The 24953-nt window shown below is 74.2% G+C and carries 19 protein-coding genes; 10 read left to right on the forward strand and 9 right to left on the reverse strand.

Annotation, left to right across the window (positions count from 1 at the left end; genetic code table 11):
- Nucleotides 1-34: 34 nt before the first annotated feature.
- From IE264_RS22965 to IE264_RS22975, 3 genes are all read left to right on the forward strand, one after another.
- The gene (locus tag IE264_RS22965; protein ID WP_015607004.1) at nucleotides 35-712 is read left to right on the forward strand and encodes a uracil-DNA glycosylase; all 678 of its coding nucleotides are present in this window, start codon (nucleotides 35-37) and stop codon (nucleotides 710-712) included.
- Nucleotides 709-1911 (forward strand): N-acetylglucosamine kinase, encoded by a 1203-nt coding sequence (locus tag IE264_RS22970; RefSeq protein ID WP_032759791.1) that lies wholly within the window; start codon nucleotides 709-711, stop codon nucleotides 1909-1911. The genes IE264_RS22965 and IE264_RS22970 overlap by 4 nt, the downstream gene beginning before the upstream one ends.
- Nucleotides 1912-1973: 62 nt before the next feature.
- The gene (locus IE264_RS22975) at nucleotides 1974-2897 is read left to right on the forward strand and encodes a sirohydrochlorin chelatase (RefSeq protein WP_015607006.1); all 924 of its coding nucleotides are present in this window, start codon (nucleotides 1974-1976) and stop codon (nucleotides 2895-2897) included.
- A 121-nt stretch (nucleotides 2898-3018) separates the two neighbouring features.
- On the opposite strand, the gene IE264_RS22980 is transcribed toward IE264_RS22975, so the two are convergent.
- Entirely contained in the window at nucleotides 3019-4080 is a 1062-nt protein-coding gene (locus IE264_RS22980) for a lactonase family protein (protein ID WP_032759792.1), read from the reverse strand.
- A 162-nt stretch (nucleotides 4081-4242) separates the two neighbouring features.
- Complete coding sequence (locus IE264_RS22985; RefSeq protein WP_032759793.1) at nucleotides 4243-5748, reverse strand: FUSC family protein; 1506 nt, start codon at nucleotides 5746-5748, stop codon at nucleotides 4243-4245.
- A gap of 218 nt (nucleotides 5749-5966) precedes the next feature.
- On the opposite strand from IE264_RS22985, the gene IE264_RS22990 reads away from it, so the two are divergent.
- The 3 genes from IE264_RS22990 to IE264_RS23000 all read left to right on the forward strand — a co-directional run bounded on the left by IE264_RS22990 (nucleotide 5967) and on the right by IE264_RS23000 (nucleotide 8646).
- Nucleotides 5967-6449, forward strand: a complete 483-nt coding sequence (locus IE264_RS22990) for an Lrp/AsnC family transcriptional regulator (RefSeq protein ID WP_032759794.1) — start codon at nucleotides 5967-5969, stop codon at nucleotides 6447-6449.
- A 34-nt stretch (nucleotides 6450-6483) separates the two neighbouring features.
- On the forward strand, nucleotides 6484-7200 hold the full coding sequence (locus tag IE264_RS22995; RefSeq protein WP_032759795.1) for an HAD family hydrolase: 717 nt from the start codon (nucleotides 6484-6486) through the stop codon (nucleotides 7198-7200).
- Nucleotides 7201-7395: 195 nt separating this feature from the next.
- A complete protein-coding gene (locus IE264_RS23000; protein ID WP_078618631.1) occupies nucleotides 7396-8646 on the forward strand; it encodes a serine/threonine-protein kinase in 1251 nt (416 codons plus the stop codon).
- A 37-nt stretch (nucleotides 8647-8683) separates the two neighbouring features.
- Here the strand turns inward: IE264_RS23000 and IE264_RS23005 are convergent, their stop codons facing one another.
- From IE264_RS23005 to IE264_RS23015, 3 genes are all read right to left on the reverse strand, one after another.
- Nucleotides 8684-9676, reverse strand: coding sequence for an aldo/keto reductase (locus IE264_RS23005; protein WP_032759796.1), 993 nt, complete (start codon nucleotides 9674-9676; stop codon nucleotides 8684-8686).
- A 107-nt stretch (nucleotides 9677-9783) separates the two neighbouring features.
- Nucleotides 9784-11193 (reverse strand): chitinase, encoded by a 1410-nt coding sequence (locus IE264_RS23010; protein ID WP_032759797.1) that lies wholly within the window; start codon nucleotides 11191-11193, stop codon nucleotides 9784-9786.
- A gap of 149 nt (nucleotides 11194-11342) precedes the next feature.
- The gene (locus IE264_RS23015; RefSeq protein WP_043971513.1) at nucleotides 11343-12251 is read right to left on the reverse strand and encodes a glycoside hydrolase family 16 protein; all 909 of its coding nucleotides are present in this window, start codon (nucleotides 12249-12251) and stop codon (nucleotides 11343-11345) included.
- 315 nt (nucleotides 12252-12566) lie between these two features.
- Between IE264_RS23015 and IE264_RS23020 the strand changes: the two genes are divergently transcribed.
- Nucleotides 12567-13154 carry a DNA polymerase ligase N-terminal domain-containing protein gene (locus IE264_RS23020; protein WP_051822018.1) on the forward strand — a complete coding sequence of 196 codons (588 nt, stop codon included), beginning with the start codon at nucleotides 12567-12569 and terminating at the stop codon, nucleotides 13152-13154.
- 60 nt (nucleotides 13155-13214) lie between these two features.
- Here IE264_RS23020 and IE264_RS38450 read toward each other — a convergent pair whose 3' ends face one another.
- The gene (locus IE264_RS38450; protein ID WP_051822020.1) at nucleotides 13215-18194 is read right to left on the reverse strand and encodes a HEAT repeat domain-containing protein; all 4980 of its coding nucleotides are present in this window, start codon (nucleotides 18192-18194) and stop codon (nucleotides 13215-13217) included.
- 261 nt (nucleotides 18195-18455) lie between these two features.
- Between IE264_RS38450 and IE264_RS23030 the strand changes: the two genes are divergently transcribed.
- From IE264_RS23030 to IE264_RS23040, 3 genes are all read left to right on the forward strand, one after another.
- Nucleotides 18456-19805, forward strand: coding sequence for a geranylgeranyl reductase family protein (locus IE264_RS23030; protein WP_032759799.1), 1350 nt, complete (start codon nucleotides 18456-18458; stop codon nucleotides 19803-19805).
- A gap of 186 nt (nucleotides 19806-19991) precedes the next feature.
- Nucleotides 19992-21143, forward strand: coding sequence for a winged helix DNA-binding domain-containing protein (locus IE264_RS23035; RefSeq protein WP_032759801.1), 1152 nt, complete (start codon nucleotides 19992-19994; stop codon nucleotides 21141-21143).
- Between the two features lie 110 nt (nucleotides 21144-21253).
- Nucleotides 21254-21463, forward strand: a complete 210-nt coding sequence (locus IE264_RS23040) for a twin-arginine translocase TatA/TatE family subunit (protein ID WP_015607018.1) — start codon at nucleotides 21254-21256, stop codon at nucleotides 21461-21463.
- Here the strand turns inward: IE264_RS23040 and IE264_RS23045 are convergent.
- From IE264_RS23045 to IE264_RS23055, 3 genes are all read right to left on the reverse strand, one after another.
- Nucleotides 21460-22482, reverse strand: coding sequence for a hemolysin family protein (locus IE264_RS23045; protein ID WP_015607019.1), 1023 nt, complete (start codon nucleotides 22480-22482; stop codon nucleotides 21460-21462). The two genes, IE264_RS23040 and IE264_RS23045, sit on opposite strands and share 4 nt — an antisense overlap.
- Complete coding sequence (locus IE264_RS23050) at nucleotides 22479-23780, reverse strand: hemolysin family protein (RefSeq protein WP_032759802.1); 1302 nt, start codon at nucleotides 23778-23780, stop codon at nucleotides 22479-22481. The genes IE264_RS23045 and IE264_RS23050 overlap by 4 nt, the downstream gene beginning before the upstream one ends.
- Nucleotides 23781-24009: 229 nt before the next feature.
- The gene (locus IE264_RS23055; protein ID WP_032759803.1) at nucleotides 24010-24951 is read right to left on the reverse strand and encodes a M56 family metallopeptidase; all 942 of its coding nucleotides are present in this window, start codon (nucleotides 24949-24951) and stop codon (nucleotides 24010-24012) included.
- Nucleotides 24952-24953 lie beyond the last annotated feature (2 nt).

Here is a 24953-nt window from a genome sequence, read left to right on the forward strand (position 1 = left end):
TCGGAGTGGTCGTATCACCAGTAGAGTGCGGCGCGTGGCAGCAAGACCGTTGAAAGAGATCATGGAGCCGGGGTGGGCCGATGCCCTCGAACCCGTGGCCGAACGCATCGCCGCTATGGGCGACTTCCTCCGCGCGGAGATCGCCGCAGGACGTACGTATCTGCCCTCCGGGGCCAACGTACTGCGGGCGTTCCAGCAGCCGTTCGAGGAGGTACGGGTCCTCGTCGTCGGCCAGGATCCGTACCCGACACCCGGGCATGCGATCGGGCTGAGCTTCGCCGTGGCGCCCGATGTCCGGCCGCTGCCGGGCAGCCTGGAGAACATCTTCCGGGAGTTGCACGCGGATCTGGGCCTGGGCCGGCCGTCGAACGGTGATCTCACGCCGTGGACCCGGCAGGGGGTGCTGCTGCTCAACCGGGCGCTGACCACCGCGCCCCGGCGGCCCGCCGCCCACCGGGGCAAGGGCTGGGAAGAGGTGACCGAGCAGGCGATCAAGGCGCTGGTGGCCCGGGGCACTCCGCTGGTGTCGGTCCTGTGGGGGCGCGACGCCCGCAATCTCCGCCCGCAGCTGGGCGACTTCCCCGCGATCGAGTCCTCGCACCCCTCCCCCATGTCGGCCGACCGCGGGTTCTTCGGCTCGCGGCCGTTCAGCCGGGTCAACGAACTGCTGGAGCGCCAGGGGGCGCAGCCGGTCGACTGGCGTCTGCCGTGACGGACACCCGGTCCCCTGCGGCCACCCCGGAGGCGTACGTCCTCGGAGTCGACTCCGGCGGGTCGGGGCTGCGGGTGGCGCTCGGCCGGGTCGACGCGGACGGGCCGGTGTTCACGGCTGTCTGCGCCGAGCCGGTGCGGACGGGGACCGGGGGGATCGACGCGGCCCATCTGCTGGAGCAACTTCTGCCCGCGGTGGCGGAGTTGCTGGAGCGTGCCGACAAAGGTGACGGTGGCGCGGGCGACTCCTCCGGACGGGCCGCCTCCGGACAGGTCGTCGCGCTGACGGTCGGGGCCGCCGGAATGGCCACGCTCGGCGGGCGGTTGCGGGCGGAGCTGCCCGGTGCGCTCGCGGCGGCGCTGGGCGTCCGCCGACTGGCGCTGGCCGCCGATGCGGTGACTGCGTACGCGGGTGCGGTGGGACAGCGGCCCGGGGCGGTCGTCGCGGGCGGCACGGGCATGATCGCCCTCGGTACGGACCTCACGGCATGGCAGCGGGCCGACGGCTGGGGTCATCTTCTGGGTGACAGCGGCGGCGGCGCGTGGATCGGCCGCGCGGGGCTCGAAGCGGCTATGCGCGCGCACGACGGGCGGCGCGGCGGCTCCCCCGCGCTGCTGGCCCGGCTGCATGCCGTGTTCGGTCCCGCCGAGGGTCTGCCGGGGCTGCTCTACCCGCGCTCCGACCGCCCGGCCGTGCTCGCCTCGTTCGCCCCCGAGGTGGCGGCGTGCGCCGGCGCGGACGAGGTCGCGGCCGGCATTCTGCGCGAGGCCGCCACGCATATCGCCGAAGCGGCGGCGGCCGTCTGCCCGGCGGCCGGTTCCCAGGGTGGCGGCGGCTGCGAAGTGGCCCTGACCGGTGGGCTGTTCCGGATGGGCGAGCCCCTGCTCTGGCCCCTGCGGAAGGAGCTGGCGCGGCTGGTCCCGCAGGCCCGCGTGACCACTGGTACGGGCGATCCGCTGACCGGCGCACTCCGGATCGCGCGCGCCCTGGCAACGGACGGTCTGCGGCTGCCGCACCACCCGACGATGCTGTTCGTCCCGACCGGGGACGGACCCTCAGGACATGTGGGGGCGGAGGTGCGGAACGGGGAGCCGGAGCCCGGTGGCGTACCGGTGGAGGGACCGGCGGACGGGACGGCGGACAGGCCGACAGACACGGACACTTCGCCTGTACGCCACCCATCGGACATAAGCGGATAGTTAACGCTCGACCGGACCCTCCCCGAACAGAGGAGCATCCAAAACCAGTAGCATGCGGCGCCATGAGCACCCCCACTGGGCCCGCTTCCGGCCTGCCTGTACGAATGCCGCGACCTCGCCAGTCCGGACGGCACCGCCGCCCGGAGCCCGTGGTCGCACCTGAGGGCGCTGCCGCGCTCGTTCTCGCCGTTCCCGGTACCCCCTCCTCGGCCACGCGCAGTCTGGCCGAAGAGGTGATCAGCATCGCCCGTTCCGAGCTGCCCGGCCTCAACGCCCGGATCGGCTATCTCGACGGTGACGATGCCGAGTACCCCACTCTCGCCACCGTTCTCGCCCACTCCGCCGCCGAGCGCGTCCAGCGCTACGAGCAGGCCGTCGCCGCCGGCCGCGAGGCCGTCGAGCCCACCGGTCCGGCAGCCGTCGTGGTCCCGCTGCTCGCGGGTCCCGACAGCGAGCTGATCCGGCGGATACGGCAGGGCGTGATGGACAGCGGCACGCAGGTCGAGCTGACCGACGTGCTCGGTCCGCACCCGCTGCTCGCCGAGGCCCTGCACGTACGGCTCTCGGAGGCCGGGCTGGCGCGCGCCGACCGCGCCAGGCTGTTCACCGTCGCCACCGCCGCCGACGGCATCGTGCTGGCCACGGTGGGCGGCGAGGAGGCCGTGCAGGCCGCCGGGATCACCGGCATGCTGCTGGCCGCCCGGCTCGCCGTGCCGGTGATGGCCGCCGCGCTGGACGTCGAGGGTTCGGTCGCCTCGATCGCGCGGCAGCTCCAGGGCTCCGGCTCCGTGCAGCTCGCGCTGGCGCCGTACCTGGTGGGCCCGGAGGTCGACCCCGGCCTGCTCGACGCCGCCGCCAAGGAGGCGGGCTGCGCGACCGCCGAGCCGCTGGGCGCCTACCCGGCGATCGGCAAGCTCGTGCTGTCCCTGTACGCCACGGCGCTGGGCATCACGCCCGCCACCCCGCAGGGCGCCCAGGCGCACTGACCCGGGTTGGCGGAAGCGGCGCAGACGCACGGAAAGCCGTGGCCCGGACCGGAGGGATCTTCGATGATCCTCCGGTCCGGGCCACGGCTTTCCGGCTGCCTGTACCCGTACGGGCCCCGGGTCAGCCGAGGACCACGCAGGAGGCCGCCGGGACCTCGACGGAGCCCGCGTGCCGCGGCACGCCCGTCTCCGCGTCCACGGCGAACCAGCTGACGTTCCCGGAGCGCTCATTGGCCACGTACAGCCACTGCCCGCCCTGGTCGAGGGTGAGGTCGCGCGGCCAGCGGCCGCCGCAGCCGACGGTGGCCACCAGGGCGGCCTTCTCGCCGGTCTCGTCGAGGGTCAGGACCGAGATGCTGTCGTGGCCCCGGTTGGCGGTCCACAGGAAGCGTCCGTCGGGCGCGACGACCACCTCGGACGGGTAGGCCCGTTCGGTGCCGCCGGCGGACGTGGGCTCGGGCAGCACCGGCGTCTCCCCCAGCGGCTCCAGGCGCCCCTTCTCCGCGTCCCAGCGGCACACGGTGAGGGTCGGCACCAGCTCGTTCAGGACGTAGGCGTAGCGGCCCGAGGGGTGGAAGGCCAGGTGGCGCGGTCCGGTGCCCGGGCGCAGGGCGCTCTCGCCGTGCGGCTCCAGGGCGCCGGTGGCGGGGTCCAGGGCGCCGACCCGCACCGAGTCGGTGCCGAGGTCCACGCTGACCACCCAGCGGCCCGAGGGGTCGGGCAGCACCTGGTGGGCGTGCGGCCCCTCCTGGCGCTCGCTGTCGGGGCCGCTGCCCTCGTGGCGGACGACCGAGGCGGCCTCGCCGAGCGAGCCGTCGGCGAGGACGGGCAGAACGGTGACGCTGCCGGATCCGTAGTTGGCTGTGACCAGGTGGTTCGCGGCGAGCGCCAGGTGGGTGGGGCCGTCCGCGTCGACCGGCCGTACAGGGCCCAGGAGGGCCGGTGTGTCGCCGCTGACGTCGAAGGCGGCCACCGAGCCCGGGGCGCTCTCGCCGACCGCGTACAGGACGGTTCCGCCCGGTCCGAGCGCGAGGAACGAGGGGTCCGGGACGGCGTCGGAGGACCCGAGCACGGTGAGCACTCCGGTGCTCCGGTCCACCTCCGCGACGGTGACGCCCAGGCCGCCCGCCGAGGTGAACGACCCCATGAATGCCCGCCCGGTGCTGCTGCCGCCGTCGCCCATCGCACTACCCCACTTCACCGTCGCCGTGATCTTCGGGCCGACGGTAGCAGGCGACCCACCCTCAGGTCTGGACCAATCCGCAGGGTGGTCGTGAGGCCCGCATGGGGGTCGCTAGGACGGCACAGGCCGTGAAGACGCGCAGGCCGGTCGCGGGTGCCGCGCTCAGGCGGCGATCGGGGCGCGCGGCGAGCTGTGCAGGGGCGCGGCCAGGTCGGCCAGCGCACGCTCCAGGCCGTGCAGGTGGGCCAGTGCGGGGTCCATGGCCGTGCCGGGCTGCGCGCCCACGCGTACGGCGTCCTTCTCCTCCCGGCTCTCCTGCCTCAGGAGCGCCTCCACGGCCGCCTCCACCCGTGAGCAGGCGGCCGACAGCCGGGCGTCGTGCGAGGCGGCCGGGTCGGCGGCGATGGAGGCCAGGCCGCGCACTTCGCGTACGCAGTCGTCGAGCAGGGCGAGCACCTGCCGGGCCCGTGCCTTGCGGGCCTTCAGCGGGCTCAGGGGGTGCACCAGCGGCGCGAGGGAGAGCCGGACCCGGCCGAGCAGCACGTCGAGTTCGGCGACGCGCGGGCCGGGGTCGGCGCTCAGCGAGCCGGCGAGGCGCTCGGCGGCCTCGGCCGTGCAGGCGTGGACGCACCGCAGGGCCTTCCGGATCCACGCGTCGGTGATGGCGTGGGTCGTGACGGGCAGGATCACCAGGACGGCGAGCACCGCGCCGAGCGCGCCGACTGCCGTCTCGGCGACCCGCAGCCAGAGCAGGGACGCGTCCAGGACGCCGAGGACCCCGTAGAGCACGCCGACCATGACGGTCACGAAGAACATCATCCAGCTGTACGAGACCGCCGCCGTGTAGAAGATCCCGAACACGCTCACCGCGACGATGGCGGCGGTCGGCGCCCCGGCACCGTCGAGCGGGATGGCGACGAAGAAGCCCGCGGCGATACCGATCACGGTGCCCAGGACCCGGCGGAAGCCGCGTACGAGGGTCTCGCCGCGCGAGGTGGTGTTGACGAACACCCACCAGGTGGCGCCGACCGCCCAGTACCAGCGCTGGTCGGAGAGCACCTGGCCCAGGCCCAGTGCGAAGGCGCCGCCCAGGGTGGCCTGCACCGCCTGCCGGGTGGTGATGCGGGCCAGCCCGCGGCCCTGCGGAGGGGCGGGCGCGGCCACGACGGGCAGCCGCCGCTCGTAGCACCAGAAGCCGAAGCGGACGGTGGCGGCGGCGCAGAGGGACAGCACGACGGCGGCGTACAGCTCGGGCAGCTGCTCCGGCACCGTGTGCAGGAACTGGGCGGCGAAGAAGGTCATGAACGCGAAGACGCCCAGGGAGTGGCCGCGCGGCCCCCAGCGGCGGGCGTAGACGCCCGCGCCCATGACGGCGAGGAAGACGAGATCGCGGGCGACGGGCTGGTCGTGCAGCACGGCGGCGACGGCGAGGACCGGGAGCCCGGCGACGGGGAGCAGCGCGGTGGTGACCGCCTGCTGCCGCACCGTGGCATCCGTGACCGTGAAGAGGGCGAGCAGCGCGGCGAGGCCGCCGGTGATGGCAGCGACGAGCGAGTGGCCGACGAGCCCGCACAGCGCGACCGCGAGCCCGATCCCGATGACGGCCCGGCTCGCGAACCGCAGCCGCACCCTCCCCGGGTCCGGTGCCACGAACACCCTCTTCAGCACACTGCTCCCCTTCCGCGTCCCCCGTGGGTCCCGCGCGCTCGGCATGAAAAAGGCGCCGCGGAGATCCGCAGCGCCATCGACAGGACCATCAGAGCATCCTGAGGGCCTATGGATCAAACGAGGGCGGAACCTCTGTACCAATGGCATAGTTCTCGGCGAGATCCGTGGGCCAGGAGGATGCCAACGGACCACCTGGACGAGAAGGAGGCCGACGGGCCATGGCCGTGGACGCTCTCGACACCCGGATCCTCCGCCTGCTGATCGAGCAGCCGCGTACCAGCGTGCGGGAGTACGCGCGACTCCTCGGGGTGGCCCGCGGCACCCTCCAGGCCCGGCTCGACCGGCTGGAGCGGGACGGGGTCATCACCGGTACCGGTCCGGCCCTCTCCCCCGCCGCCCTCGGCCACCCCGTCCTCGCCTTCGTCCACCTGGAGGTCACCCAGGGGCATCTGGTGGAGGTCGGCGACGCGCTGGCGGCCGTTCCCGAGATCATCGAGGCGTTCTCGACCACCGGCGGCGGGGATCTGCTGACCCGGGTCGTGGCCCGGGACAACGGGCATCTGGAGGATGTGATCCAGCGGCTGATCCAGCTGCCGGGCGTCGTCCGGACGCGGACGGACGTGGCGCTGCGCGAGCGGGTGGCGCACCGGGTGCTGCCGCTGGTCGAGGCCGTGGGGCGAGCGGCGGGAAGCGGGAGCTGAGCAGGGCGTACGCCCCCGCCGGGCCCGTTGCGGCATGCTGGGGGCCATGATCCCCCGCCCCGGCCTCCATGTGATCTTCGACCTCGACGGGACGCTGGTGGACAGCGAACCGAACTACTACGAGGCGGGGCGCCGGCTGCTCGCCCGGTACGGGGTGGCGGACTTCGGCTGGGAGGACCACACCCGCTTCATCGGGATCGGCACCCGGGAGACCCTGACCACCCTGCGGGCCGAGTACGGGATCGACGCACCGGTGGACGAGCTGCTCGCCGGGAAGAACGCGCTCTACCTGGAGCTCGCCGGGGCCTCCACCGAGGTGTTCGGGCAGATGCGGGCCTTCGTGGAGCGCCTGCACACCGCCGGAGTTCCGATGGCGGTGGCCTCCGGCTCCTCCAGGGCCGCGATCGGGGCGGTGCTCGCGGTCACCGGTCTTGACGCGTACATCCCGCTGTACGTCTCGGCGGAGGAGGTCGCGCACGGGAAGCCGGAGCCCGATGTGTTCCTGGAGACGGCCCGGCGGATGGGGGCGGAGCCTGCCCGGTGCGTGGTGCTGGAGGACGCGCCGCCGGGGGCCGCGGCCGCGCACGCGGCGGGGATGCAGTGCATCGCCGTCCCGTATGTGCCCGCGACCGCCTCCGACCCGGCGTTCGAAGCGGCTGAACTGCTTTTCGCGGAGGGCCAGTCGGCCTTCACGGCGGAGGCCGCGTACGGCTGGCTGCTGGGCGGGGCCGGTGCGGGCACCGGATCCTGAACCCGCCGCGTACCGGATCCGGACGTGCCGGGCCGTCAGCCGGGCTTCGACGGACGGCCGTCGGGACATCGGCGGCCCTGCGGACCGATATCCTGATCATGTCGTTCACTCCGCCGTGCAGGGCCCCTCAGGGGGCAGGCCGCCGCGCGGTGGACCGGCAGTCGGAGCGGGCCACGATTCGAGTTAGGTGAACAGGTGCTGGTAGCTGGTCGGTACCGGTTGATATCCCCCATCGGCCGTGGCGGCATGGGCGAGGTGTGGCGCGCCGCCGACGAGGTGCTGGGCCGCGCCGTGGCCGTGAAGCTGCTGCTGGGGGACCAGGCGGACGCCTCGTCGACCGCCCGGTTCCGGCTGGAGGCCCAGACCGCCGCCCGGCTGAGCCACCCGCATCTGGTGGCCGTCTTCGACTTCGGGGCCTGGGAGGACCGCTTCTTCCTGGTGATGGAGCTGGTCGAGGGGCAGAGCCTCGGTGATCTGCTGGCCACCCAGGAGCGGGTCGATCCCGAGCAGGTCGCGCGGATCGCGGGCCAGGCCGCGGCCGGTCTCGCCGCCGCGCACCGCCAGGGCATCGTCCACCGGGACATCAAGCCGGGCAACCTGATGCTGGACGCGGACGGTTCGGTCAAGATCGGTGACTTCGGGATCGCCCAGTTCGTCGACGACCCCTCGACCGCGCTGACGACGGCCGGGCACATCGTGGGCACCAGCCTCTACCTGGCGCCCGAGCGGGCTCTGGGACGTACCGCCGACTCCGCTTCCGACATGTACTCGCTGGGCTGCGTCGTCTACCAACTGCTGCTCGGACAGCCGCCGTTCAAGTCCGACACGGCGACCGCCACGCTGTACCAGCACGTCGACACCCCGCCGGTCCCGCTGCGGCAGCGCGGTGTGGGCATCTCGGCCGCCTTCGACTCGTACCTCCTGGGTCTGCTGGCCAAGAAGCCCGAGGAGCGGCCCACCGCGCAGCAGGTCTCCGACTGGTTCCGCACCGACGCCTGGCGGGGCCGCCCGGAGCCCCTCCCGGTCCAGACGCCCCCGTCCCGCCGGGCGTCCCCGTCCGCCTCCGCGCTGCCGGGGCGGGCCGCCCCGGCGGCGCAGACCGCCCCCGCCGGTCCCTCGACGTACCGGCTTCCGCAGCCCACGGGGCGAAGACGCTCCACCACGTCCCGGTCCGCTCCGGCCCGCCGCCGCTCCACGCGGGAGGCGATCCGGCGGCGTCCGAGGGTGGCGAGCGCGATCGCGGGTACGGCGACGTTCCTGGCGGCCGTGTATCTGGGGATGGTCCTGTTCTCGCCGGACTCCAGCTCGGCCGACACCCCCGGCCCCGGCCCCTCCGCCGTACCGTCCTCGCAGGACGCCGAGGGCGACGGACAGCAGGGGCAGCAGGGCGGGGGCCAGGACCAGCAGGACCAGGACCAGCAGGAGGACGACGAGCAGGACGACTGAGTCCCGCTCGCCCGCCCGCCGGTCAGCCGGCGGCCGGTCACCAGCGGCCGTGGACCTCCGGGCGGATGGAGCGGTCGTACAGCTCCCGTACGGAGTCCAGCGTGGCCTGCGGCAGCGGCGGCAGGGCGGCGGCCGCCGCGTTGGCGCGGGCCTGTTCCACCGAGCGCGCGCCGGGGATGACGCTGGTCACGCCGGGCTGCTGGAGGATCCAGCGCAGCGCGGTCTGGGCGGCGGTGGCGCCCTCGGGGGCCAGTTCGGCGAATTCGGCGGCGGCGGCGATCCCGGTGGCGTAGTCGATGCCGGAGAACGTCTCGCCCTGGTCGAACGCCTCGCCGTGGCGGTTGTACGTGCGGTGGTCGTCGGGGCCGAAGACCGTGTCCTTGGTGTACTTGCCGGAGAGCAGTCCGGAGGCGAGCGGGACCCGCGCGATGATGCCGACGCCCGCTGCGGCCGCCGCTGGAAGGACCTCGTCCAGGGGCTTGAGGCGGAACGGGTTGAGGATGATCTGCACGCTCGCGACGCCGGGGCGGGCGATGGCGGTCAGGGCCTCGGCGCAGGTCTCGACGCTCACCGCGTAGGCGGCGATCCGCTGCTCCTCGACGAGGGTGTCCAGGGCGTCGTAGACGGCGTCGGAGGAGTAGACGCTGCTGGGCGGGCAGTGCAGCTGTACGAGGTCGAGGGTGTCGGTCCCGAGGTTGGCGCGGGAACGGTCGTTCCAGGTACGGAAGTTGTCCAGGACGTAGTTCTCCGGCACCTGATCGGCGCGGCGGCCCATCTTGGTGGCGACGAAGACGTCCGCGTCGGGGCGGTTCTTGAGGTAGCGGCCGATGAGCTGTTCGCTGCGGCCGTCGCCGTAGACGTCCGCGGTGTCGAAGAAGGTGACGCCGGAGTCGACGGCCGCGTCGAGGACGTCGAAGGCGTCGCTCTCCTCGACGTCTCCCCAGTCGCCTCCGAGCTGCCAGGTGCCCTGTCCTACGACCGAGACGTCACGGCCGGTCCTGCCGAGTGTGCGCTGTTCCATGAGGATCATGCTATTCCGCTTCTCACGTCGTGAAGATGAAAGGGGTGGGCGGCGGCAGGAGCACCTCTGCCGCCGTCCACCGTTCTGGGGCCGCCCTCGAAGGGGCGGGCCGGGGGTCAGCCCCGGTACTGGGCGAGGACCCTGGTGAAGTCCCACGGCTGCTGGCCGACACCGGAGCAGGTGTCGGCGCCGCCGCCGGTGCAGGGGCGGTCGCGGTTGACGGACCAGAAGGTCAGCCGGGACAGGTGCCGCTGCTGGGCGTAGGCGAGGATCGTGCGGAAGTCGGCGACGGTGATGGTCTCACCGACGTCGGTGGTGCCGTTCATCGAGGAGATGCCGGTGTGCCGGTAGGCCTGGTCGTCGCTGTAGCCGTAGGCGTTCTTGACGGCCGTCTTGAGACCTTCGGCGGCGCGGACGCTGAGCGTGCCCATGTTCTGGCCGTTGCCGCCGAAGTTGAACGGCATGATCGTCCAGCTGTCGATGGTGAGACCGGCCTGGGCGGCCCGGTTGATGAGGCTGGCGTCGGGGCCGTTCTGGCCGGTGCCGAAGGTGATGTAGAGCTTGATGCCGGGGTTGTTGGCGCGGATGGTCCGCAGCGCGTCGACCGTGCGCTGCTGGACCGTCGGGGAGTCGTAGGCGGCGGCCTCGATGTCGATGTCGATGGCCTTGAGCCCGTACGCGTTGATGACCTTCTGGTAGGCGGCGGCGAGTTCGCCGGCGCTGCCGCAGGAGCTCTCCAGCTTGTTGCCGCTCCAGCCGCCGAACGACGGGATCACATCACCGCCGGCGGCCCGTACGGTGTTGATCGTCTGCTGGTCCACGCCGCCGGTGAGCGGACGGCCGCCGTCCCACTGCGGGTTGCAGTAGCCGTTGCTGAGGACGAAGGCGAGCGTGAACCACTTGACGCCGGTCGCGTTCATCACGGTCGTCGGGGAGGGCGGGCTGCCCCAGCCGTTGTAGATGTAGGGCGCGACGGCCATCGGGGGGCCGCCCGGGTCGGGGTTGCCTCCGCCCGCGGGGGCGGTCCACTTCTGGTTGGCTGCGCCGGTGCAGGTCCAGATCTGGAGGCGGGTGCCGTTGGCGGAGCTGTTGCCGGTGGCGTCCAGGCACTTGTCGGCCCCGACGGAGACGATGTCGCGGGCGGCGGAGATCCCCCACCGCTGGGCGGCGCTCCCGTTGCAGTCCCAGAGCTGGACGACGGTGCCGCTGGCGGTGGCCCCGTCCTTGACGTCGAGGCACTTGCCGAGCGCACGGACGGTTCCGTCGGAGCGTACGTCCCACTGCTGGGCGCCCGTGCCGTTGCAGTCGTAGAGCTGGACGGCGGCGCCGTTGGCCGAGGACGCGGCGGCCACGTCGACGCACTTGCCGCCGATGCCGGTGATCTGCCCGACCGCGGCGATCTCGACGGCGGTCGCGGGCGCGGTCGGGCTCAGGAACGCGGCCATGGCGACGAGCGACAGGCCCGGCAGGACGAGGCGGCGGAACCGCCCGAGGACGCCGGGTCTCGGGGGCGGGGTGTCGGTCATGGGATCTCCATCCGTTCGGGGGTGGGGGCCGTGCCCGTACGTGTCCGGGCGCGGCCGGTGCCTGTGCGTGGAGGACCCCGCGCACAGGCACCGGGGCTGCTGGTCCACCGCAGCCGGCGGGTCGCGGCCCTCGTCCGTGCGGACCTCGGTCAGTCGTTGGTGGTCACGCGGACGTAGTCGACGACGAGTTGGGCCGGGAAGGCGGTGGAGCCGTCGGGGTCGCCGGGCCAGTAGCCGCCGACCGCGAGATTGAGGATGAGGAAGAAGGGCTTGTTGAACACCCACTCCTTGCCGCCCAGATCGGCGGGGGTGCGCCGCTGGAAGACGTTGCCGTCGACGGACCAGGTGATGGAGTCGGGGGCCCAGTCGACGGCGAAGGTGTGGAAGTCGTCGGCGAACGCGGCGCCGTTGGGCAGGGTGTAGCCGGCGCCGATGCCGTCGGCCCCCGAGTACCCGGGTCCGTGCAGGGTGCCGTGGACGGTGCCGGGCTCGAAGCCGACGTTCTCCATGACGTCGATCTCGCCGCTCTGCGGCCAGCCGACGTTGCCGAAGTCGTCGCCCAGCATCCAGAAGGCGGGCCACATGCCCTGGCCGCGCGGGACCTTGACCCGGGCCTCGACGTGTCCGTAGGCGGCGGCGAACTTGCCGGAGGTGTTGAGCCGGGCCGAGGTGTACTCGCAGGAGCCGTACCAGCACTGGTAGTTGCCGGGGTTCTCCTTGCGGGCGGTGATCACGAGGTTGCCCTGGCCGTCGAGGGCGGCGTTGCTGTTGCCTCCGGTGTAGTACTGCCGCTCGTGGTTGTTGACGTTGTCGCCGGTCTCCAGCTGCCACTTGGAGCCGTCGACAGCGGCGCCGGCCGGCCCGTCGAACTCGTCGGCGAAGGCGACGGCCGCCGGAGCGGGGGCGGGGGCGGGGGCCGCGGAGGCTCCGCCGGGCAGGGCGGTGAGGACGGCGGAGCAGCAGAGCAGGGAGGCCGCGTAGAGGGCGGTGCGGCGGCGCCTGGAGTGGGTGCGTACGGCGTGGGTGCGTACGGCTCGGTGCGGGAGGTGCACGGTCATCACATCGCTTCGTGGGGGGACATGCGCATGACAGATCAACACCGAGAGGTGAACGGTTGGGGCGAACACCTCGGGTGCATATTTCAATTCTTGATTTAAGGGAGTGCCGCAGGAGGCGTCAATAACTTGGTCCAGACCGGAGAGTGAACGGACTGTGCCACAGGCATATGCATCTGAACACAACGGGGCTCGCACGGGGCTCACCGCGCGCTTCCCTCCGGGCGGCGGCACAGTGGAGATACCGACCCGGTGGCACGGCTGAGCTGCACCGGACAGCACGGCGGGACCGGGCGGTGCGGGCGGAGGGAGCACGCCATGCGGAACGACGGCGTACCGCGGCCCCGTCTCGACGGAGTACCGCGGCCTCATTTCGTCGTGCAGATCCATGACGCGCGGCGCATGCACTTCGACTTCCGCCTGGAGGTCGACGGCGTACTCAAGTCCTGGGCGGTCCCACGCGGCCCCTCGGAGAACCCGAGCGACCGGCGTCTGGCCGTGGAGACGGAGGACCACGCGCTGGAGTACCGCGAGTTCGAGGGGGTCATCCCGCAGGGCGAATCCGGCAGCGGCACGGTCATCGTCTGGGACCAGGGGACCTACGAGCCGCTCGGCCACGACCAGGAGGGGGAGGCCGTCCCCTTCTCGGCGTCACTGGCCCTCGGTCATGCCACGTTCTGGCTCCACGGGGCCAAACTGCACGGCGAGTTCGCGCTCACCCGCTTCCGGGTGGGCGACGAGCCGGAGAGCGGCGGCCAGGAGGCGTGGCTGCTGATCAAGGCCAACGACCGGCTCGCCGTACGGGACCGGCCCGGCTCACCGGACCCGTACCACGCCAGGTCCGCCCGTACGGGACGGACGCTCCACCAGGTCGCCGTCGCGGCGGCGCGGAGGGCCGGGGACTGAGGGGCCGGGCGCCCTGCCCCCGGCGGTCCGCACGTCCCTCCACGCGATACGCACGTTCGTCTATGGTCCTGTGTCCGCCGTCCACGTGCCCGTGTCCGCGTCGGAGGCAGTCAGGCGGGCGAGGAGATCCGTGTAGAGCGCCCGCCGGTCGGGACGGGCGTGCGCCGCCGCCCTGCGCAACGCCGGGACCGCCGCCGTACCGAAGCCGGTGACCGCTTCCCGCGCGGCGCTGCGGACAACCGGCTTCGGGTGGCCGAGCAGCCGGATCAGCTCCGGCAGCGCGGGCTCCCACGACGCCCGTCCCAGCGTCCGCGCCGCCATGCGCACCACGTCCGGCAGCGGGTCGGAGAGCAGGACCGCCGTCGACCGGGCGTGGGCGGCCCGGTCGAAGAGGGCGCGCGAGACCCGGTGGGCGTGCAGGCGCACCCCGGCGCGCGGGTGGCGCAGCAGCTCCTCGATCACCGCGTGCAGCGCCGGGTCCGGCTCCCTGCCGGGCGTCGGCGGGTACTCCTCGACAAGGCGGCCGAGGGCGCGGCGGGTCTGTTCGGGCGTCCCCCTGCGGGCCAGGTCGAGCAGCTCCGGCAGGGCCGGGCGGTGGGCCCGCGCCGCCGGTGTGCTCGGGGCGGGGGCCCGCAGGGCGTCGAGGGCGGCGGCATCCTCGGCCTCGGCGCCCGGCCCGCGCAGGGGGCCTGCCACGAGGACGAGGCGGTCGGCCAGGGCATCGCGGCCCTCTGCGCGCAACCGGCCCCGTACGCGGTCCAGTTCGGGCGTACGCAGCAGGGGGCGGCCCGCCAGCAGGTCCAGGAGGCCGTGCTCGCCCGCCTCGACACGCGGGTCCAGCAGCTGCGCCAGGACGTCGGCGGGCACCCGGCCCAGCACGGTGCGGGCGGCCTCGTGCACCGCGGGCGGGCCGTGCTGCCACCGGTCGAGCAGCATCGGGACGAGCGGGGGCAGGTCCCAGGGGCCCAGGAGCCCGGCACAGACCAACGCCCGCTCGGGCAGCACCCCTTCGGCGCTCAGCTCCGCCGCACCCAGGCCCGTCGACGTACGGGCGAGGCGGCCGGTCCCGGCGTCGGGGACCAGGTCGACGCGGCCGCGCAGATACGCACGCACCAGGGCGAGCGCCACCTCCGGCTCGGGCCCGCCGGCCAGGGCCAGGGCGGCGGAGTTCCGGCGGTCCGGGTCGTCGGCCTCCAGCAGGGCCAGCAGCCGGGCCTGCCGGGCGGCCGAGCGCGGCTGATCCGGGTCGTCGGGCCGAACCACAGTCGGGGCAGGGGGAGTTGAGACCGCCCGGGTTTCGGCGAGGGTCCACGGCGGTGCCCCGAGCGGCTGGAGTGCGGTCATCCAGTCGAGGAGCGGACCGCGTACGCCGGGCCCGGCGGCCGGGTAGGCGTCGATGAGCGCATGGAGCAGCTGCCGGGAGCGGGGCGTGCCGGGCGCGGCCTCGAAGATGCCGTCGACGCCGTTCCGTCGGAACTCGGCCAGTGCGCCGGGCGTCCGTAGCGCCTCTCGCAGCGCGCGGCGGGAGTGGCGCGCTTCTCGCAGCGCGCCACTCCCGTCGTCAGCCGGTACGCCGGGCGTCCTCTCCGGTACGCCGAAGGCCTCGCGCAGCACGCCCGGTGCCGTCTCCCAGGGGTCGGGACCCAGGTGGGCGGCGGCGAGCGCCCGGTCGACGTCGGTGCGGACCAGCACCGCCCCGCACCGCCGGAGCAGGGACAGCGTCAGGGCCGCGGGGGCGGAGGGCACCTGCCGGAGCGCGCGGAGCTGGGCCACGACGGTGAAGCGCTGCACGGTGGACAGAGCTGGGACGACCACGTCCAGGACGTCGAGCAGCTCCACCACGAACTCCTGCGACCCTCCCCCGTTCACGGCCTCCTCGAACGCGACGGTCACCACCTCGGCGTGGCGGGCGAGGACCGCCGCCTCGTCGGCCGACCACGGGGCCGGGCACAGCCGCAGCGCGCACCGCAGCAGCCGGCCGCGGAGTCCGGCCGGGCGAGGGCTGTCGGCCAGGGCGAGCCAGCGGTCCAACTGTGGTCTCAGCGCCGGGCTTTCACGGGCCAGGGCGGGATCCGGAGGCGCGGGGCGGTGGGCGATCCGCAGGGCGAGGGCCGGGTCCCAGCCGCCGCGCAGCAGGGCCTGGACATCCAGGTCGTCCGCACCCGGCTGGTCGGTCGGCGTGTGCCCGGGTACCGGGAGGCCGAGGCCGGCGAGGGGTTCCGCCAGGTCCTCGACCGAGCCGGAGGAGAGCCGGACACCGCCCTCGGCGACGAGCGTCAGCAGGGCGGGCGCGACCGGCGACCCCTGGGCATGCAGGGCGAGCACCGAGCGCGCCGACGGTACGCCGTCGAGCCCCGCCAGCAGCAGACGGCGGGCCCGCCCGTCCCGGCTCTCCTCGGCGGCGGCGAGGAGGGTGGCCGCGTACGCCTCGCCCAGTACGGCCCGCAGCGCCCGCTCCAGTGCGTCCCGCAGGCCCGGGTTGTCGTCGCGGCCGAGCCGCCGCAGGAGCCGTGGCACGGCCGCGGGGGCGACCGCGTGGACCAGGGTCTCGGCGGCGGTCTTCCGGATGTTCATGTTCGGGTGGTCGAGGCAGGCGGCGACCGGCTCGGCCGCCCAGTCGGCCCGGGCCGCGCCCAGCGCCAGGAGAGCCTGCCGCACGGTCCGGATGTCCGGCGACACGGTGAGCGGGAGCAGCGTCGCCGACAGGGCCCGCGCGTCGCTTCCCGAGGTGTCGTGGGCGAGCAGGGCAATGACGTGTTTGCGCACCTGCGGGTCGCGGCTGCGGAGCAGGCGGTGCACCCGGGGCCGGGTCCGCGCGGTGGCGGGGATCCGGAGCAGCGCCTTCAGCAGGACGGCCTGTTCGGCGCCGGTCGCTCCGGACCGGTCCAGCAGATCGAGCAGCGTCGTGGCGAGGAACGCGTGGCCCGCGCCGCAGGCGTCCACGGCGTCCAGCAGGCAGACGGGCCGGATCCGCCGGCGCTCGTACAGCCGGCGCCCGAGGGCCTGGATCGCGTGCAGTACGCCGTCCGGCAGCTCCGGTTCCCCGTCCGGGCGCGGCCCGTCCTCATGCGACCTGCGCCGCCGGTCCACGGCGGGGGTGGGCTCCCGGGGCACCGCGAGATCACGCACGACCCGCAGGAGCAGGTCGGCGATCAGGGGCAGGCTCCCCGTCCCCGCGTGTTCCGCGACCCGGCAGAGCACCGCCACGGCATCGGCCTCGTCCGGGCGGGAGCGCAGGACTGCGAGCTCTCGCTCGTCCGGGGCGCCGAGGTCGGCGGCGATACGGGGCGGCAGGTCGGTGGGGTCGAGCCGGGCGAGGAGGCGCCGGCGCCGGCCGGGCTCGGTCGTGAGGTGCCAGAGGAGTTCCAGCGCCCGGCCGCGTACGGCACGCAGTGCGGGCGCGACTCCCGCGCCGGGTACAGCACACGCCGTGGGTGCGGCTCCCGTGTGGGCCTCCGCCGCCCAGGGCGCGTACCGGGCCACCTCACTCCCGTACTCCCCCACGCCGAGCCCCTCGGCCAGCGCCGCCTCCGTACGCTCCCCGCCGATCGCCTCCAGCGCGGCCAGCGCCTCGACGGGGGCCGTGGGCAGCAGGGCCAGCACCGCCTCCTCCGCGTCCGCGTGGCGCAGGACCCGGATCGCGTCGAGGAACGGGCGCGGGGCCGGAACGATCGGCAGCAGCCGGGCCACGGCCTCGCCCACCGGGATGTCGGCCGCGCCCTGCCCGGCCAGTGCGGTCAGGAGGTCCAGGCGGCGCGGCCAGTCGGGGGCGGTGAGGGGTGCGTCGCGGAGGGTGTCGAAGAACGTGCGGCGGCAGGTGTGGAGCACGGTGGCGATGTCCTCGGCCAGAACCGTGTGGTCGGCCAGGGCCAGGCCGACCACCGGCCCGGCGTCCCGCGCGGCCGGGAAGTGCCCGCGCCGGTGCAGGCCGCCCAGGCAGGTAAGTACGGGGCCGGCGAACAGCAGCGGGTCGGGGGCGGCCAGCTCCAGGAGACGGCCGATGTCGGTGCGTTCCGCGAGGTCGCCGAGGAGCTCCACGGCCCGGCGGCGCAGGACCGGGTCCGCCGCCTCGTCACCGGCGATGTCCAGGAGGAGGTCGCGGTGGCCGTGCCGGGCGGCGGTGGTGAGGGCGGCGGCGAGGACCGTACGGTCGGGCGGGCCGCCCTCGCCCGCGTGGAGCGCGGCGGGAGCGTCCTGGCCCGGGGCCCGGGCATCCCGACCCACGGCGGAAGTGCCCTGGCCCGCAGCGGAAGCGGCTCGGCCCACGGCCGGAGCGTCCCGGCCATCTGCGCACACATCGGGGCCGTACCCGCCCCACACCCCCACCAGCCCACGCACGACCGACGGATCCAGTGGCACCACCACCGCCCACGGCTCGGCCAGTTCGCGCAGCGCGGCCCTCACCACACCCGGGTCAGGGGCGTCGAGCAGCCGTATCAGCAGCCCGCGCACGGAGGCGGGGGCGAGGAGACCGGCGTGCAGTCCGGCGCGGGCAAGGCGCAGCGCCTCGTCCTGGAGGACCGGGTCCCCGGTGGCGGCGAGTTCGGCGACCAGCCGCTCGGGGCGGTGCGCGACCAGGATGCCGGTGGAGCGGACGGCCTGGTAGAGCGGCTCTCCGGCCGGTTCCGTGGAGACGACAGCAGGGTCGGCGACGAGTTCGGTGCGCAGCCAGGCGATCCGTACCCGGGCGGGCCACCCGGCCGTACGCCAGTCGGGCAGCGGTCGGTGGTGGCCGTCCGGCCCGGGGCGCAGCCGCCCGTGGAGCTCCGCCAGGGTGAGGGACTCCTCCGGCGTCGCCCCAGTGGTATCGGGCAACAGACTTGCCAGCAGCTCCTGTTGCTCCGAACCGGCGGCGAACGGGGCACTCGTGCGCTCGGCGAGAAAGCCGAGGCCGACATGGCGTATGCGGGGATCGGGGTGCCGGACCAGCCGGCCGAGGAGTTCCGGGGCGCAGGTCCGGGCGTCGAGGTGCCGGGCGAGGAGGCCGGCGTCGGCGTGGGAGAGGGCGGCCTCGACCGGCTCCTGCGGAGGTGTCGTCACCTGGGGATCGTAAACACCTGGTCCGTACGGCGAACTGACGAGGCCCCGGGGCGCGAGGCCCGCGGCGCGTGCCGCCGCAGCCCGTCCATGCCCGAGGCCCGGTTCCGCCCCGGCCCGCCGGAGTCCGAGGCCCGGTTCCCCCGGCCCACCGGAGAACGAGACCCGGTTCCGCCCCGGCCCGTCCTGGCCGATGATGTTGCCCGGGGCCATCGCCCCGGCAGCACACCGGCAGAGCACCGGCCTTCCGTGGAAGGGGTATTGATGCGGGACATGCCACCGGAACCGGTACCGCCGGACCCGCGTGCGGGCGAGGACGCGCAGGTGATCGTGGTGGGGGCGGGCCCGGCCGGTTCGTCGGCCGCGTACCACCTGGCCCGGGCGGGGGTCGATGTGATCCTGCTGAAGAAGGCCCGCTTCCCCCGGGAGAAGGTCTGCGGCGACGGCCTCACCCCGCGCGCGGTGCACCAGCTGATCCGGATGGGCGTCGACATCTCCGCGCCGGGCTGGACGCGTTCGCGCGGTATGCGGTGGGTGGCCGGGGAGCACCGGGTGCACATCGACTGGCCCACGCTGGGCCGGTACCCGGACTTCGGGCTCTCCCGCAGCCGCCACGACTTCGACGACATCCTGGCGCACCACGCCGTGGCGGCCGGGGCCCGGCTGTACAGCGGCTGGAAGGCGGAGCGGCCGCTGGTGGACCGGGCGGGGAGCGTCATCGGGGTCAGTGCGGCCCCGGACTCGCCGGAGGTCCCGGGGCCGGTCGGCTTCCGGGCGCCGGTCGTGATCGCCGCCGACGGGGCCTCCGCCCGGCTCGCCCTGGCGCTGGGCATCGAAAGGGATCCCGCGCGGCAGATCGCCACGGCCGCCCGCCGCTACTACCGCAGCCCGGAGCGCTCCCGGGAGGAGTACCTGGAGCTCTGGGCCGACCTGCGCTTCCCCGGCCAGGGCCCGTATCTCCCCGGCTACGGCTGGATCTTCCCGATGGGCGACGGGCGGGTCAACGTCGGGCTCGGGGCGCTCCCCCACCGACGGCACGGGAAGGCGGATCTGCGGGCCACCCTGGACCAGTGGCTGGCCCGGACGCCCGAGGAGTGGGGGCTGCGCGAGGAGAACGCCGAGGGCCCGGTGCGCAGCGCCGCTCTGCCGCTGGGCTTCAACCGGCATCCGCTGTACGCGCGCGGACTTCTGCTGGTCGGTGACTCCGGCGGCATGGTCAGCCCGTGGAACGGCGAGGGCATCGGCCAGGCCCTGGAGGCCGGTGAGGTCGCCGCCGAGACCGCGGCCCTCGCCCTGGCCCACCCCGAGGGCCCCCGGCGCGAACAGGTGCTGCGTGGCTACCCGGTGGAGATGAACCGCCGCTGGGGCCGCTACTACCGGCTGGGCAACGCGGCCGCCGACGTGGTCTTCAGCCGTTCCGGGTTCCAGCCGGTGCTCAACCGGTACGTCATGAACTCGCCGTTCGTCCTGAACACTCTGGCCCGGCTGCTCGCCGACCTCACCGACAAGCCCTCGCGCGATGTGATCGACCATCTCCTCAACACCGCGATCCGTTTCGTCCCGGCCCCGCGGCCGGGACGGGCCCGCAAGCCGCTCAGGAGAGCCGCGCGGTGACGTGCGCCCGGCCCCGGTCCCGTACGTCTTCGGGGTGCTCCGGACCGTAGCCGTGCGGTGGCCGCGGGGGCTGACCTCCCTGTCCGGGCAGCGGGACCGGCGGCGTACGGTTTCGTCGGCCCACGCCTCCACCACGGCGCGGTGGGCGGAGATCGGGCGACGGACGACCACCGGAGGAACGAACCGATGACGGGCACCAGGATCACCGCGCGGGAACTCAACCGCGCCACGCTCGCCCGGCAGTTGCTGCTGCGGCGGGAGGCGCTGGAGCCCGCCGAGGGGGTACGGCGCGTGGTCGCGCTCCAGGCCCAGCAGCCGGCCTCGCCGTACGTCGCGCTGTGGAACCGGCTCACCGCCTTCGACCCGGCCGCACTCGACACGGCGTTCACGGATCACCGGGTGGTCAAGGCGACCTTGATGCGGCTCACCCTCCACGCCGTGCACGCCGACGACCACCCGGCCTTCCGGGAGGCCATGCACCCGGTGGTCCGCGCCTCCCGGCTGGGTGACCGCTTCACCGTGTCCGGGCTGACGGCGGAAGATGCCGACGCGCTGGTTCCCCGGCTGCTGGAGTTCGCGGACCGGCCCCGGACCACCGCCGAGTGCGAGGCCTGGCTGGGCGACCAGTTGGGGGCGCCGCCGCGGGCCGGGGCGTGGTGGGGGCTGCGGCAGTACACACCGCTGCTCCACGCACCCACCTCGCCGCCGTGGTCGTTCGGTCACCGGCCCTCGTACATAGCGCCGCGGACCGGTCCCGTACGGACGGATCCGGAGGCGTCGGCCGCCTCCCTGCGGGCGCTGGTGCTGCGCTACCTCTCGGGGTTCGGTCCCGCCTCGGTCGCGGACGTGGCCCAGTTCGCCATGGTCACGCGCTCCCGGGCGCGGGCGGCGCTGGCGGCTCTCGCCGGAGGGCTGGAGCGGCTGGAGGGGGCGGCGGGCGAGGAGTTGTTCGATCTGCCGGGGGCTCCTCGGCCGGACGGGGCGGAGCCGGCACCGCCCCGGCTGATGGCGATGTGGGACAGCGTCCTGCTGGCGTACGCGGACCGCGGGCGGGTCCTCCCGGAGGCGTACCGCAAGGTCGTGATCCGCGCGAACGGGGATGTGCTGCCGACGCTGCTGGTCGACGGGTACGTGGCAGGGGTGTGGCGCCCGGCCGCCGGGGGCATCGAGGCGACCGCGTTCCATCCCCTGCCCGACGAGGTCTGGGAGCAACTGGCCGTCGAGGCCCGGTCGCTGGTGGGGTTCCTCGCCGACCGTGAACCGGAGGTCTACCGTCGTTACGCCCATTGGTGGAGCCGTCTCCCGGACGCCACCGTGCGGCTGCTGCCCGCCGGTTGATCCGGGAAGCCGCGAACGGATGCTCTACAGCCCTGTAGATTCAGCCCGGTAGATTCAGCTCAGCAGGTTCATGGCTCCGCGTCCACTCCGCCCCAGAGAAAGCAGCAACCATGTTCGGGATCGGCGAACTCACCCTCCTTCTCCTGGTGATCGTGGCGGTGCTGGCCGTGAAGAGGCTGCCCGACCTCATGCGGTCGGCCGGAAAGGCCGCGCGCATCCTCAAGAGCGAGAAGCAGGCCCTCAAAAACGAGGACGGCGACCCGTCCCAGCCGCCTCCCCGCGTGATCCGCGGGGAGGCGACCGAGCGGGACACCCCCTAGGGCGCCGTCGGCGGGTGGAGCAGCCGGGCGAGGAGATCGTCGAGGCTGACCAGTCCGGAGAGCCGGCCCTGCCCGTCGCGTACGACGGCGATCGTCGCGCGGCGCTCGCGCAGCCGCTCCACGGCGTGGGCGGCCGTCTCGTCCGGCGCCAGTTCCGGTACGGGCCGGGCCAGGGCGCGCGCGGACACGTCACGGCCTCCGGCACGGGCGACCAGCGCGTCGCGGGCGTGGACCGATCCGAGGACGTCTTCCCCGTCCCGTACGAGCAGGCGGGTGCGGTCGGCGGCGGTGGCGACGGCCAGGATCCGGTCGAGGTCCGCGTCCGCGGGTACGGTCGCGATCCGCTCCACGGGGACCTGGAACGCGGCCACCGGGGTCTGCGGCTCGGTCAGGGACCGGGTCACCAGCCCCGAGTCGCCCTTGCTGATCAGCCCGAGGCGCTCGGACTCCTCGATGAGGTGGGTGAGCTGGTCGCGGTTGTGGACGGAGGCGAGTTCGTCGCGCGGGGTCACCCGGCAGAGCCGTACCAGGGCGTTGCTGACCGCGTTCAGCAGCCGGATCAGCGGGCGTACGGCGTTGACCACGGCACGGAACGCCGGGCTCAGGAGCATCGCGGAGCGCTCCGGGTGGGCGATGGCCCAGGACTTGGGCGCCATCTCACCGATCACCATGTGCAGGAAGACGACGACGACCATCGCCAGGGCGAAGGCGATGCCGTAGCTCAGGCCGGCGGGCAGCCCGAGCCGCTCGAGCAACGGGTCCAGCTCGTGCGAGATGGCGGGCTTGGAGACGGAGCCCAGGCCCAGGGTGCAGATGGTGATGCCGAGCTGGGCGCCCGCGAGCATCAGCGACAGCTCCCGCATCCCGGCGAGCGCCGCCTTCGCGCCGCGCTGTCCGGCTGCGGCGGCCTGTTCCATGCGGTGGCGCTTGGAGGCGACCAGGGCGAACTCGGCGGCGACGAAGAAGCCGCTGCCGATCAGCAGCAGGACGGTGACGAAGAGCGCCATGGGGAAGCTCATGCCTGCGGCTCCTGTTCGATGCGGACGTACTCGGCCACGTGCCGGTCGAGCGTGCGGACCTCGACCCGGACGCCGGAGACGGTGAGGTGGTCCCCGACCGTGGGGAAGCGGCCCAGCCGGTCGATGATCAGCCCGGCGAGGGTCTCGTAGCCGCCCTCCTCGGGCAGCACGATGCCGGTGGCCTCCTCGATCTCATCCAGGCGGCGCCCCGCGTCCACGACCCAGCCGGAGCCGTCGGCGACCGCGAGTTCGGTGACGGTGTCGGACTCGTCGGCGATGTCCCCGACCAGCTCCTCGGCGATGTCCTCGTACGTGACGATGCCCGCGAGACCGCCGTGCTCGTCCAGGACGACGGCGAACTCGTCGTCCCGCTCCCGCATCTGGGCGACCGCCGCGGGGAGTTTCAGGATCTCGGGGAGCAGGAGCGGGCGGCGGGCCAGTTCGCCGGCGGTGGTGCGGCCGACGTCGGCGGCGGGCAGTCCCATCAGCTCCCGTACGCCCAGCACTCCCGCGGGGTCGTCGGGGTGGTCACCGAGCACGGGGTAGTTGGAGTGGCCGTGCCGGGCGATGAGTTCGACGGCCTGGGAGGCCATGGCGTCGCGGCGTACGAAGGTGACGTCGGCGCGCACCACCATCACCTCGCCCAGGGTGCGTTCGGAGAACTCCAGGGCGTGGTCGACGAGTTCGGCGGTGGCTGCGGGCAGTTCGCCCTGCTGGTGGGACTCGCCGATCAGATGGCCGAGCTCCTCCAGGGTGGCGCCGTGGTGGAGTTCCTCGACCGGTTCGATGCCGATCCGGCGCAGCAGCCGGTTCGCCACGCCGTCGAAGACGTGGACGACCGGGCCGACGACCCGCAGGTAGACGAGGGTGGAGGCGGCCAGGGACTTCGCCATCCGCTCGGGTACGGCAAGGGCGAGGTTCTTGGGCGCGAGTTCGCCCAGCACCATCTGGATGACGGTCGCCACGACGAAGGAGAGCGTCACGGAGATGGCCGACACCGCTCCGTCGGGCAGGCCGGCGCCGTCGAGCGCCGGCCGCAGGAGCGCGGAGACGGACGGCTCCGCGAGGAAGCCGACGACCAGCCCGGTGACGGTGATGCCGAGCTGGGCGCCCGAGAGCATGAAGGAGAGCCGCTCCAGGACGGTCACCGCGCGGGCGGCCCGCCTGTCACCGGCGGCGGCCTCGCGGGAGAGCGTCAGGCGGTCGGCGGACACATAGGCGAACTCCTGGGCCACGAAGTAGCCCGTCCCCGCGGTCAGGACGAACACGGCCAGCAGGCCGAGCAGGGCGGCGGTCATCGCTCACCCGTCCGGTGCGGACCGTGGGGGCCGTGAGGCCCCTGGGGATCAGGTTCCGAAGGCCCCGAAGGGCCCGGACTGGCGGACAACGCGTGACTCCTCATCCGGCTGGGGCTCCAGCCAACGGATCGGTTCGGTGGCCCGGGCCGGTGGCGGGCAGGCGCGGAGCCGCCGTACGCCCCGCCGGGCCCACGAACTCTACAGTCACGTAGACGTGAACGGGCCGGACCTACAGAGGCGTCGTGGTCGCCGCCTCCAGGACGAGGAAGAGGGCGACGGCGGCGTTGAGCGCGGAGAGCGCGGAGACGGTCGTACCGGCGGCGGCGACGAACGCGGCGGCACCGGCCGGGGTGAGCGCGGGCGGCCAGCCCCGGTCCGGCGGTACCGGGCCGAGCAGCGCGGCCACCCGGCGCGGCACCGGCCCCGCGGCGGCGAAGCCGGCCACGACGGCTCCCCGGGGGGCCGGGCGGGAGATGAGCGCCGCCTTGCCGACCGCCCGGGCCGTCAGCCGGCGGTCGCCCGTGACCCGGGCCGCCTCCTCGTCCGCCCAGCGCTCGGTGGAGTAGACAAGGGCCGCCCCCAGGGGCCGCAGCAGCGGGTTGACGCACCCGGCCAGCCGGGTGGCGAGCAGCAGCCGGTGGTGGCGGCCCTCCAGGTGGGCCCGTTCGTGGGCGAGCAACGCCCGGCGCTCCGCCGGGTCCAGGGCGGTGAACATGGCGGTGGAGACCATGACCCGGCCCGGCGAGCCGGGCAGGGCGTACGCGTACGGCACGTCGTCGGGCAGGACGGCGAGGTCACCCCCGCCCGGCAGACCGGCGAGCGTGCGGTGGGCCCGGGCGCGGAAGCGGTAGTGGCGACGGACGGTGAAGCCGCAGGCCGCCGTCACCGCGACGAGCGCCAGGATGGACGCCTTGCCCGCGAAGGCGTCGTGCGGGACGGCCTCGCGGACCTCGTCGTCGGACCAGCCGTCGGGCAGCGGGTTGCCGGGCAGCTGGGCCGTGCCGACCACCACCAGCAGCCCGAGACAGACCAGGCTGCAGGAGGCGAGGATCACGGCGACGGTGGTCAGCAGGCGTGCGGCTCTCCGTGGGTGCAGGTGCTGCTCGGCCAGGCGCGCGATCGGCAGCGCGGTCAGGGGCAGGACCAGGGGCAGATACACGAAGACGCCCATCG

The sequence above is a fragment of the Streptomyces microflavus genome (genome assembly GCF_014650075.1).
Classification (GTDB): domain Bacteria; phylum Actinomycetota; class Actinomycetes; order Streptomycetales; family Streptomycetaceae; genus Streptomyces; species Streptomyces microflavus.

Bases quoted from the DNA above. Each gene is read 5' to 3' on its own strand.
- IE264_RS22975 (WP_015607006.1), top strand. From the start codon at position 1,974: ATGAGCACCCCCACTGGGCCCGCTTCCGGCCTGCCTGTACGAATGCCG.
- IE264_RS22980 (WP_032759792.1), bottom strand. From the start codon at position 4,080: ATGGGCGACGGCGGCAGCAGCACCGGGCGGGCATTCATGGGGTCGTTC.
- IE264_RS22990 (WP_032759794.1), top strand. From the start codon at position 5,967: ATGGCCGTGGACGCTCTCGACACCCGGATCCTCCGCCTGCTGATCGAG.
- IE264_RS22995 (WP_032759795.1), top strand. From the start codon at position 6,484: ATGCTGGGGGCCATGATCCCCCGCCCCGGCCTCCATGTGATCTTCGAC.
- IE264_RS23005 (WP_032759796.1), bottom strand. From the start codon at position 9,676: ATGATCCTCATGGAACAGCGCACACTCGGCAGGACCGGCCGTGACGTC.
- IE264_RS23010 (WP_032759797.1), bottom strand. From the start codon at position 11,193: ATGACCGACACCCCGCCCCCGAGACCCGGCGTCCTCGGGCGGTTCCGC.
- IE264_RS23015 (WP_043971513.1), bottom strand. From the start codon at position 12,251: ATGACCGTGCACCTCCCGCACCGAGCCGTACGCACCCACGCCGTACGC.
- IE264_RS23020 (WP_051822018.1), top strand. From the start codon at position 12,567: ATGCGGAACGACGGCGTACCGCGGCCCCGTCTCGACGGAGTACCGCGG.
- IE264_RS23030 (WP_032759799.1), top strand. From the start codon at position 18,456: ATGCGGGACATGCCACCGGAACCGGTACCGCCGGACCCGCGTGCGGGC.
- IE264_RS23035 (WP_032759801.1), top strand. From the start codon at position 19,992: ATGACGGGCACCAGGATCACCGCGCGGGAACTCAACCGCGCCACGCTC.
- IE264_RS23040 (WP_015607018.1), top strand. From the start codon at position 21,254: ATGTTCGGGATCGGCGAACTCACCCTCCTTCTCCTGGTGATCGTGGCG.
- IE264_RS23045 (WP_015607019.1), bottom strand. From the start codon at position 22,482: ATGAGCTTCCCCATGGCGCTCTTCGTCACCGTCCTGCTGCTGATCGGC.
- IE264_RS23050 (WP_032759802.1), bottom strand. From the start codon at position 23,780: ATGACCGCCGCCCTGCTCGGCCTGCTGGCCGTGTTCGTCCTGACCGCG.
- IE264_RS23055 (WP_032759803.1), bottom strand. From the start codon at position 24,951: ATGGGCGTCTTCGTGTATCTGCCCCTGGTCCTGCCCCTGACCGCGCTG.